Source organism: Wolbachia endosymbiont of Pentalonia nigronervosa, from assembly GCF_014534705.1.
Classification (GTDB): Bacteria; Pseudomonadota; Alphaproteobacteria; order Rickettsiales; family Anaplasmataceae; genus Wolbachia.
In genome coordinates this window covers 1-10961 of sequence record NZ_JACVWV010000040.1, presented here as the reverse complement: position 1 = coordinate 10961, position 10961 = coordinate 1, and the positions used below count along the sequence as shown (strand labels likewise).

At 34.2% G+C, this 10961-nt stretch carries 10 protein-coding genes; 5 read left to right on the top strand and 5 right to left on the bottom strand.

The window, feature by feature from the left end; all coding sequences use genetic code 11:
* The 5 genes from IC220_RS04620 to IC220_RS04600 form a co-directional block, all read left to right on the top strand.
* On the top strand, positions 1-179 hold a 179-nt coding region (locus IC220_RS04620; RefSeq protein ID WP_188152690.1), incomplete at its 5' end, for a transposase.
* 228 nt (positions 180-407) lie between these two features.
* A complete protein-coding gene (locus tag IC220_RS04615; protein WP_188153377.1) occupies positions 408-1625 on the top strand; it encodes an ankyrin repeat domain-containing protein in 1218 nt (405 codons plus the stop codon).
* Between the two features lie 123 nt (positions 1626-1748).
* A complete protein-coding gene (locus IC220_RS04610) occupies positions 1749-2981 on the top strand; it encodes an ankyrin repeat domain-containing protein (protein WP_188153376.1) in 1233 nt (410 codons plus the stop codon).
* A 51-nt stretch (positions 2982-3032) separates the two neighbouring features.
* The gene (locus IC220_RS04605; protein WP_188153375.1) at positions 3033-4133 is read left to right on the top strand and encodes an ankyrin repeat domain-containing protein; all 1101 of its coding nucleotides are present in this window, start codon (positions 3033-3035) and stop codon (positions 4131-4133) included.
* Between the two features lie 79 nt (positions 4134-4212).
* The gene (locus tag IC220_RS04600) at positions 4213-5598 is read left to right on the top strand and encodes an ankyrin repeat domain-containing protein (protein ID WP_188153374.1); all 1386 of its coding nucleotides are present in this window, start codon (positions 4213-4215) and stop codon (positions 5596-5598) included.
* Between the two features lie 40 nt (positions 5599-5638).
* Here IC220_RS04600 and gatA read toward each other — a convergent pair whose 3' ends face one another.
* From gatA to nth, 5 genes are all read right to left on the bottom strand, one after another.
* Positions 5639-7105 carry an Asp-tRNA(Asn)/Glu-tRNA(Gln) amidotransferase subunit GatA gene (gatA, locus tag IC220_RS04595; RefSeq protein WP_188153378.1) on the bottom strand — a complete coding sequence of 489 codons (1467 nt, stop codon included), beginning with the start codon at positions 7103-7105 and terminating at the stop codon, positions 5639-5641.
* Between the two features lie 281 nt (positions 7106-7386).
* Complete coding sequence (locus tag IC220_RS04590; protein ID WP_188153373.1) at positions 7387-7740, bottom strand: TrbC/VirB2 family protein; 354 nt, start codon at positions 7738-7740, stop codon at positions 7387-7389.
* Between the two features lie 96 nt (positions 7741-7836).
* Entirely contained in the window at positions 7837-8571 is a 735-nt protein-coding gene (fabG, locus tag IC220_RS04585) for a 3-oxoacyl-[acyl-carrier-protein] reductase (RefSeq protein ID WP_188153372.1), read from the bottom strand.
* 84 nt (positions 8572-8655) lie between these two features.
* Positions 8656-9969, bottom strand: coding sequence for a tRNA (N6-isopentenyl adenosine(37)-C2)-methylthiotransferase MiaB (gene miaB, locus IC220_RS04580; RefSeq protein WP_188153371.1), 1314 nt, complete (start codon positions 9967-9969; stop codon positions 8656-8658).
* A gap of 39 nt (positions 9970-10008) precedes the next feature.
* A complete protein-coding gene (nth, locus tag IC220_RS04575) occupies positions 10009-10659 on the bottom strand; it encodes an endonuclease III (RefSeq protein ID WP_188153370.1) in 651 nt (216 codons plus the stop codon).
* Positions 10660-10961 lie beyond the last annotated feature (302 nt).

Genomic DNA, 10961 nt, shown 5'->3' with positions numbered 1-10961 from the left:
GTTCCAATAGAAAAACACCAAGAGAATACGATAAAGAGCTTTATAAAGAGAGAAATCTCATCGAAAGAATGTTCAATAAACTCAAGAATTTTCGTAGGGTTGCTACTCGTTATGATAAATTAGCTATTTCTTTCTTATCTTTTGTCCATATTGCTTCTATATATCTTTGGTTAAAATAAATGTCGACACTACCTAACAGTTGGTGCTATTGTGTATAAAAATCTTAAACCTCCTACTCAAATAAATGAAGTGAACACACCTGAAAGACGTAACTCACGTCAATTGGAAGTTTCTATAGTATAAAAGGCTTTCTTGTGAAATTAGATTTTTACTCTTTTTATTCTAAAAGAAATTTAATAAAAATATTATAATTTTAGTATATATGTATATCAACTGAGGGGGAATTTATGTATTATAAAAAATGGAAAGAAATATTAGATGATATAAACTCTGCTCAAGATTTAAGTCATCTAAATGTAATTGATAAAATAAAAGAAAAATTAGCGGAAAAACATCTAAAGACATATCTAGAGTGGGAAAACGAAGAATTTAAGGTTGATTACTTTTTTCCATTTCAAGGTGAACAGGTAGATAATAGATACACATTATTGTATATTACTGCTTATTATGGCTTAGAGAACATAATAAGGGCTTTATTGGCAAAAGGTGCAGAGGTTGATGTGATAGATAGTACACATCGAGCAACCCCTTTACATTTTGCTGCTAAAAATGGTTATCTAGGTGTAGCAAAGATTTTGTTAGAAAACAAAGCATATGTTAATGCTACAGATGGTATACACGGAGCAACTCCTTTACATTTTGCTGCCCAAAATGGTCATATAGAGTTAGTAAAGACTTTGTTAGAAAACAGAGCATATGTTAATGCTGTAGATCATATATATGAGGCCACTTCTCTACATGTAGCTGCTGGAAATGGTCATACAGAGATAGTAAAAGTTCTACTAAAAAACAGGGCTATTGTTAATGCTGTAGATAATAAATATGGAGTAACTCCTTTACATGTAGCTGCTGGAAATGGTCGTACAGATGTAGTAAAGATTCTGTTGGATAAAAATGCAAGTGTTCATGCTACAGATAAAAATGCAGCAACTTCTTTACATTGGGCGGCTAAAAATGGTCATGCGGCGGTAGTAAGGGCTCTATTGGAAAAAAGTGCCGAGGTTGATGCTTTAGATAAAGATGGAGCAACTTCTTTACACTGGGCTGCTAGAAATGGTCATGCAGAGATAATAAACACTCTGTTGGAAAATGGAGCAAATGCTTTTTTAAAGGATAAGAATGATAAAACTCCAAGAGACTTAACTTCGAGTTATAGTATAAAGCGACTTTTGGATAGGTCAGGAGAAAATGAACATACTACATTAGCTCTCATGGGTTGTGCCACTATTTTTTTAACGACAACATTAACGTTAACAATGTGGAGTAGTAAATTCACTTTTATTGCGAGGCTCACAGCTAGTGCAATTATAGTTGCAGTAACTGCAGCAATTGCGCTAGTAATTGGTGTCAAATGTAAAGAACCTCAACCTAGTACTCAAGTAAATGAAATACACGCATTAGGAGTGCATTACAACCCACGTGACTCGGAAATTTCAATGATATAGAGTTTCTCTTGTGAAATTAGATTTCTATTCTTTTTATGCTAAAAGAGGTCTAATAATTTAACTTTTTTTAATACATACATTATAATTTTAATATATATATATATATCAATTTAGAGGGAATTTATGGATTATCAAAAATGGAAAGAACTATTCGATAATATAAACGATTATATAAGCTCTAATCAAGATATAAGTCATCAAAAGATAATTGATCAAATAAAAGAAAAATTAGCTGAAATACACCTAGAGACATATTTAGAGTGGAAGAGGGCAGAATTTAAGATTAATTACTTGCTTCCATTCCAAGGTGAAAATATAGATAATAGATACACATTATTGTATATTGCTGCTTGTTATGGCTTTGAGAACATAGTCAGGGCTTTATTAGAAGGAGGTGCAAAGGTTAATGTGGCAGATAATGTATCTGGAGCAACTGCTTTGCATTTTGCTGCTAGAAATGGTCATGTAGAGTTAGTAAGGGTTTTGTTAGCAAACAAAGCGTGTGTTAATGCCATAGATTATATAAATGGTGCCACTCCTTTACATTTTGTTGCCCAAAATGGTCATGTAGAGTTAGTAAAGATTTTGTTAGAAAACGAAGCAGATGCTAATGCTAGAGATGATAAATATGGAGTAACTCCTCTACATGTAGCTGCTGAAAATGGTTATTCAGGTGTAGTAAGTGCTCTATTAGAAAAAAATGCAAGTGTGAATTCTACAGATAATAAATATGGAGCCACCCCTTTGCATTGCGCTGCTGGAAAGGGTTATACAGAGGTAGTAAAGATTCTGTTGGATAAAAAGGCAAATGTTCGTGCTACAGATAAAAATATAGCAACGTCTTTACACTATGCTGCTAAAAATGGTCATATAGCGATAGTAAGTGCTCTATTGGAAAAAGAGGCAGAGGTTGATGTTTTAGATAAAGATGGAGCAACTCCTTTACACTGGGCTGCTAAAAATGGCCATATAGCGGTAGTAAGTGTTCTGTTGGAAAACGGTGCCAATGCTTTTTTTAAAACTAAACATGGTCAGACACCAAGAGACTTGGCTGCGAATAGTAAAATAAAGCGACTTTTGAATAAGTCAGGAGAAAAAGAAGGACATACTATATTAGTTATAATGGGCTGTGCCACTTTTTTTTTAGTGGTAACATTTGCATTAACAATATGGCGTAATAAGTTAACTTTCATTGAGAGGTTCACAGGTAGTGCGATTGTAGTTGCAGTAACCGCAGTGACTGCATTAGTAGTTGGTCTGAAATATAACAAATCTCAACCTAGTACTCAAGTAAATGGAATGCACGTAGTGGGAGTGCGTTACAATCCACGTAGCTCAGAAGTTTCAATGGTATAGAGTTCACGAACTCTATACTTGATTCAATATGTGTTGATTTGGAGGGAAATTATGCATGATAGAGAATGGCAATGGGTATTAAATACAATAAAGTCTGATAAAAATATAATTGATAAAATAAAAGAAAAATTAGCGAAAAAACATCGAGATGTATACATCAAGTGGGAGAAGAAGAAATTTGATATCAATTACTTATTTTCATTTCGAGATGGATATATAAACAATGCATGCACATTATTGCATATTTGTGTTCGTTATGGTTTAGAAAAAATAATAAATGCTCTGTTAGCAATAGAAGGTATAAATATTAATGCTGTAGATAATAGGTATGGAGAAACTCCTTTACATATAGCTGTTGAAATTGGGTATGAAAATATAGTAAAGATTTTATTAAAAAATGGTGCAGATGTTAACGCTGTGGATAAAAACTCAGTAACGCCTTTACACTTAGCTGCCAGAGGTGGTTATGTGGAGGTAGTAGAGAATCTATTATTAGAAGGTGCTAATATTAATGCTGTAGATAGTGAATATGGAGCCACTCCTTTACATATAGCTGCTGAGAGTGGTTATATAAATATATTAGGAATTCTATTAAAAAAAGGAGCAGATATTAATGCTATAGATAAAAAAGCAGAAACTCCTTTACATGTAGCTGCTAGAAATAACCATATAGAGGTAGTAAAGGTTCTATTAGAAAACAAGGCAGATGTTGATGCTATAAATATAAATAAAGCAACTCCTTTACACTGGGCTGCTAAAAATGGTTATATAAAATTAGTAGAGGCTCTGTTGAAAAACAACGCAAATGCTTTTTTGAAGGATAAGAATAATAAAATTCCAAGAGACTTAACTTCAGATGATAATATAAAGCAACTTTTGAGTGAGTCGAAAGAGAGAAAAGATTGTATATCAGCTCTTGTGCTTTGTACCACTTTTTTTTTAATGACACCATTTGTATTAACAATATGGCGTAGTGAATTAACTTTCATGTTGAAGTTTATATATAGTATAGTTATGGTAGCAGTAATTATAATAATCAAACTAGTAATTGATATAAAACGTACAGAATTCCAACCTAGTACTCAAGTAAATGGAATGCACGTAGTGGGCGTGCATTACAATTCACGTAGCTCAGAAATTTCAGTGGTATAGATTTAAAAAGGGGTCTAGTGATTTAATTTTTTTATGAAAATATTATAATTTTAATATATGTATTAATTTGGAGGGAATTATGCATTATAGAAAATGGCAATGGATATTAAATAAAATAAAATCTGCTCTTGATTCACATCGATCTGATGTAGCTGAAAGAAAATCTGCTCAAAATTTCAATATCATTGATGAAATAAAAGAAAAATTAATGGAAAAACGTCCGGATGTATACGTAAAGTGGAAGATAAAAAAATTTGATATCAATTACTTATTTCCATTTAAAAATGGATATGAGAACAATCTATGCACATTATTGAATATTTCTGTTTGTTATAATCTAGTGGAGGTAGTAAATGCTCTGTTAGCAGTAGAAGGTATAAATGTTAATGCTGTAGATTATAGGTATGGAGCAACACCCTTACATTTTGCTGCCAGAAGTGGTTATGTAGCGGTAGTAGAAGCTCTATTAGCAGGTGATGCAAAAGTTAATGCTAGAGATGGTAAATATGGAATAACCCCTTTACATGGAGCTGTTGGCAGAGGTCATATAGAGATAGTAGAGATTCTATTGGTGGAAGGTGCAGATGTTAATGCTGTAAATAAAAATAACGAAACGCCTTTACATATAGCTGTTGACAATGGCCATACAGGGATAATAGAGCTTCTATTAGCAAATGATGCAGAAGTTAATGCTAGAGATATACTTGGAAGAACGCCTTTACATTTGGCTGCCAGAAGTGGTCATACAAAGGTAATAGAAGTTCTATTGCTAGAAGGTGCAGGTGTTAATATTGTAGATGGAAATTTAGCAACTCCTTTACATTTAGCTGCTGGAAATGGCCATATAGAGGGAGTAAAGATTCTATTAGAAAAAAATTCAAATGAGATAGTAAATCTTCTATTACAAAACAAGATAGAGGTTGATGCTATAGATCAGAATAATGAAACTCCTTTACATTTAGCTGTTAGAGGCGGCTATGTAGGGATAGTAAATGTTCTATTAGCACACAAAGCAAAGGTTAATGTTGTAAATAGAAACGAAGAAGCTCCTTTACATTTAGCTGCGAGAAATGGTTATACAGAAATAGTAAGGGCTCTGTTGAGAAATGGTGCAAATTCTTTTTTGCAGGATAAGAATAGTCAAACTTCAAGGGACTTAGCTGTGAATGATGATGTAACGCAACTTTTGAAGAGGGCAGAAAAAAGGCAACGCCTTAAACCAATTATGATGGGTGTTACTACTAGTTGTTTAGTTGGGTTACTTCAAGCGGAAGTTGCAATAATGATATCGAGATACGTTGCTATTACAATACCTATGGTGTTAATAGTTTTTGCAATTGTAGCAATTGCACTAGCAACTGGTTTCATAGTGTATGAGGGATCGAGACCTCATACTAGAATAGATGAGATGCAAGCAATGGGAGTATATTATAATTCATATAGCTCAGAAGTTTTAGTGATATAGTATTTATGAACTATATACTTGCTTTCTCTTGTATCTTGATCTAAGCATTGCAACTGACTTGTTCAGGATACATACAGTTTTGCTCTATTACACTTGCTACATTTAGAATTCCAGCCTCGTCATAATAATTACCAATCACTTGCAAGGCAAGCGGTAAACCATCATTGGAAAGTGCAACTGGAACAGAAATAGCGGGTAAACCAGCTAAACTTGCTGGGACAGTAAATACATCATTGATACACATAACAAGTGGATCTGGTTTTGCGTTCAAACCAAAAGCTTCTGTTGGAGCAGATGGAACAAGTATGTAATCTATATTTTCAAATGCTTTAATGAAATCCTCACGAATCAGAGCTCTAATGCATTGTGCCTTCTCATAGTATTCGTTGTAGTGACCTGAAGAAAGTGCATAAGCTCCCATTAATATTCTCCTTTTGACTTCTTTACCGAAGCCTTCCGCTCTTGTTAATTCATACATTTCTTCAAGGGTATCAGTTTCAACATGTAATCCATAACGCACACCATCGTAACGAGCAAGATTAGAGGACGTCTCGGCGGAGCAAATTAAATAGTAAACTGGTATTGCATATTTTGTATGTGGTAAGCTGATCTCAACAACTTCAGCACCGTTTTCTTTTAAATAAAAGGCGACTTTCTCCCAGTTATGAATAATTTCTTCTGAAATTCCATCCATATTGTATTCTTTTGGTATGCCAATCCGCTTACCTTTGATGTTGTTATCTATCAAATTGGAAAATTTAGGAACTGGTTTTTCACTGGATGTTGAGTCTTTTTTGTCGTAACCGCAGATAGCTTCTAACATTAATGCTGAATCAGAAACAGAGCGGGTAATTACCCCTGCTTGATCTAAAGAACTTGCAAATGCGATCATTCCAAAGCGTGAGCACCTTCCGTAAGTTGGTTTCACACCAACTACTCCACAGTAAGCAGCTGGTTGACGTACAGATCCACCAGTGTCGCTTCCTAAAGCACCAGCACATAAAAATCCTGCTACTGCTGCTGCAGAGCCGCCAGATGAACCACCGGGAACAACTTTTTCTCCATCACTTTTTCTCATCCATACATTTTCAACTGGACCAAAGTAACTGTTGGTATTTGCAGAGCCCATAGCAAATTCATCCATGTTGAGCTTACCGAGCATAGCTGCTCCATTGCGTAAGAGTGCATCAGATACTGTAGATTCATAAGTTGGAATAAAATTTTCTAGCATTTTTGAAGCAGCTGTTGTTTTAATTCCTGCAGTACAAAATAAATCCTTAACACCAACAGGTATTCCCATTAACGGTGAATTTTCTCGCTTAGAAAAATTTTCATCCGCAGCTTTGGCAGCTTTCATAGCTATTTCTGGGGTTTTTGTTATAAACGCATTTAATTTTTCATTTTCAACTGCATTTATGTGTGCCTCTATAAGCTCGACTGAAGAAAAATCTTTTTTATTCAAACCTTCGTGCATTTGTGTAATGCTTAATTTTCTTAGCTCATTCATCAATATTTCACATCTAAAGACCTTAATTATAGCAATAATCAGACGAAAATCTATATATTTATGCACCTTCTCTTCGAGCTTGGAGTTTTATGCTTTTCTACCCTTCTTCCACTCTTCTTCCAGCTTTCTTATTTTGCTATAAATGTTTGTATAACCCTAACTATATTACCTCACTTTTTTTCAACAGTTATAGTTATCTTCTCTGTGTCCTTGCCACCATACACTTCACCATAGAAAAAACTTTTTTTTGAGGTTAGTTCTTCCTGAAGATGAAATCTACATTAGCCACCTGTTGTTGGTTTTATTTTTGCACATTTCTCTAACATAGTTTTATTACTTGCAGGTACAATTTTTTCTACAATCGCCTTAGCACCAAAAAATACACCACAAAATATACCTAACGCAACAAGAGCTGGCCAAGGCATTCTACCAAATATTGCAAGTAAAGCTGCGCCGATTATCACTACTGTCATTACCGGTCCACCTATAGTCCAGATATAACCAATAATGTTACATATTACGTCAGCAGTTGCATCTCCTGTAGTTTCAGACTCTCCGTCAGCACTTGCAACTGTTGAAAAAGACAGAAGTAATACTACAACAAGAATGTTAAAAAATTTTATTACAGAACTCATTTTTATACCTTCTAATTATTATAAGAACCCTAGATTACATTTTACAGGAAGATTTTTGATTTGTCCATACATATATATCACATAAGTAATTTACTATTACATAAATAATCCACCATTAATATTTAATACGTGTCCTGTTATATATCTCGCTGCATCACTGAGCAAAAATAAAACTCCAGCTCCTATTTCTTCAGGGGTACCCATTCTTTTCATCGGAATATTATCTAGTATCTTTTCTTTTTGCTCTTTATTTAAGATTCTAGTCATCTGAGTATCTATAAATCCAGGAGCTATACAATTAACTGTTATATTACGACCTGCAACTTCTTTTGCTATGGATTTACTCATGGCTATTATTCCGGCTTTGGATGCTGCATAATTGGCCTGTCCTGCATTGCCTATCAGTCCTATTACAGAAGAAATATTCACAATCCTTCCCCATTTGTTTTTGAGTAATATTTTGCATGCATTTCTATTGAGCTGAAATGTGGCAGTTAAGTTAATATTAATCACTTTTTCCCATGATTCATCAGTCATTCTCATTAGCAAGCTGTCTTGTGTGATACCTGCAGTGCATATTAGACCATCAAAACCACTCATTTGCGTGTTTGCTTTATCTACTAGTTGGTTTACTTCTTCAGTATTTGATAAATTGCAAGGTAGTATGTATATGTTTTTTTCATACTTTCGAGCTACTTCCTCCAGTACTTCTCTATTCGTGCCAGAAATGCATAGAGTTGCACCAGCTTGATGCATAATTTCTACAATTGCTTGCCCTATTCCCCCTGATGCGCCTGTAATTAAAAATTTCTTATTGTCTAACCTAAACATAACAACACTATTCTATTTAATAATTAACAGAGTCTTGAGCAATTGACAATAAACTTCTCAATAGACCCCTTTTATATATCTATTTTATACTACATCTCCTAATAAACTATTTTGTCGAGCTTCTGATATTTTCACATTTACTATTTTATTTCTGTATTCATCTTTAGGGTCATCTACGCATACAGATTGCATATATGGACTTTTGCCTATAATTTGATTTTGGTATTTACCTTGTTTATCACTAAATAATACAGGTATAACTTTACCTACCGTGTTCTGATTAAACATAAGCTGCTGTTCACCAATTAACTTTTGTAAGTAAAAAAGACGTTCTGTTTTTATTTCTTCTGGCACTTGGTCTTTTCTCTCTGCACCTGGAGTACCAGGTCTTGGGCTATACTTGAAGCTGTAAGCCTGAGCATACTTGACTTTTTTTACTAGTTCCATTGTATCCTTAAAGTCTTGTTCAGTTTCTCCAGGAAAGCCAACTATAAAGTCAGAGGAAAATTCTATTTCTGGCCTTAATTTGCGAAGCTTATCTATTATTTCTAAATATTCTTCAGCAGTGTGTTTTCTATTCATAGCGTGCAATATTTTGTTGGCACCAGATTGTATAGGTAGATGAACGAATGGCATGAGTTTTGGTTCTTGTACGTGTGCTAGATAAAGAGATTTATGCATATCTCTTGGATGGGAAGTTGTATAGCGAATTCTCTCAAGTTTTTCGATTTTGGCAATATGACTAATCAAATTCCCTAAATTCCAGATTTCTCCCTCGCATTCTCCATGGTAAGCATTAACGTTTTGACCAAGCAAATTAATTTCCTTTGCACCACTTGCAACTAATTTTAATGCTTCACGAAATATCTCATTTACTGGCCGTGAGTACTCAGCTCCACGAGTGTATGGCACTACACAAAATGTACAAAACTTATCGCACCCTTCTTGTATGGCCAAGAATGCAGAAGACCCTTGATTTGCTCCATAACACTCATCTGGAAATTTATCAAATTTTGCTATTTCTGGAAAATCAGTATCTATAATGTGGCCTTTGCTTCTGCTGGCTTTCACTATCAATTCAGGTAAAGTAGCGATGCTCTGTGGCCCAACAACAATGTCAACAAATGGGGCTCTGCGAAATACTTCTTCTCCTTCTGCCTGTGCTACACATCCAGCTACCACTATAGTAACATTCCTTTTTTTTTGTAATCTTCCTAATTCTGAATAAAGTTTTTCTGCTGCTTTTTCTCTAATGTGACAGGTGTTAAATATTACTAAATCAGCTTCATCTGCGTCGCTAACAATATTAAAGCCTAGGGGCTTAATTATATTTTCCATTAAAATAGAGTCATAAACATTCATCTGACAACCGTAAGTTTTTATGTATAGACCCTTCATATGTATTCGTATTTACTTTCTTCTATAATACGTTAAAACTTAAGGACGATCTACAATATTGTATCTTTTATTATCAAGTTCGCATAAATCGTTGATAATGCATGTGCTGCACGAAGGTTTTAATGCCTTACAGACATATCTACCATGCAGAACTAGCCAATGATGAGCATAAAGTAGATATTTTTTTGATATTACATTTAAGAGAGATAGCTCTGTTTTCAATACATCCCTTTCTTTTACCAGACCAATTCTATTGCTAACTCTCAAAACATGAGTGTCAACCGCCAATGTTGGCAGGCCAAGCCCTGAATTCAAGAACACATTAGCGCTCTTTCTTCCAACCCCTGGTAAAGATACTAAGTCGTCAAAATTGCTAGGAACTTTGCTATCGTGCCGTTCAATCAACATTCTGCTTAGCTCGATTATGTTTTTTGCCTTGGAATTATATAAACCTATACTGGCTATGCGCTTTCTTAGCTCGATGTACCCTAAATTCAGCATTTTTTCTGGGCTATCAACAATTTTAAATAACTCTTTTGTAATTTTGTTAACACTTACATCAGTTGTCCGTGCTGATAAAACTATTGCAACTAATAATGTGAAATGATTAGTATAGCTCAACTCTATTTCTGGAATAGGATTCAACTTCTGAAATCTTTCAAATATTAAGTCTACTTTCTGTGAATCCATTCATAGAGCTAAAACTATACTATATCAGAATATTTTAATGTGTAAAATCACATTATTAACAATGCATAGCGACAGGTTTCTGTGTATAATTGAATTGCTGTTCGGTCTTAGAAGATGTCTTGAAAAGAAATGAAAAGATAAATATACTAAAGCAAATGTAGAATTAAGAGGTAAAAAAATGTATCCAAGTGACATAAGTGACAAAGAATGGGAAATACTAGAGCCATACGTTGCACAAGGGGCAATAGGAAGGCCAAGAAAACACGATATTAGAGCGATTATTAATGCAATAAGATATATAA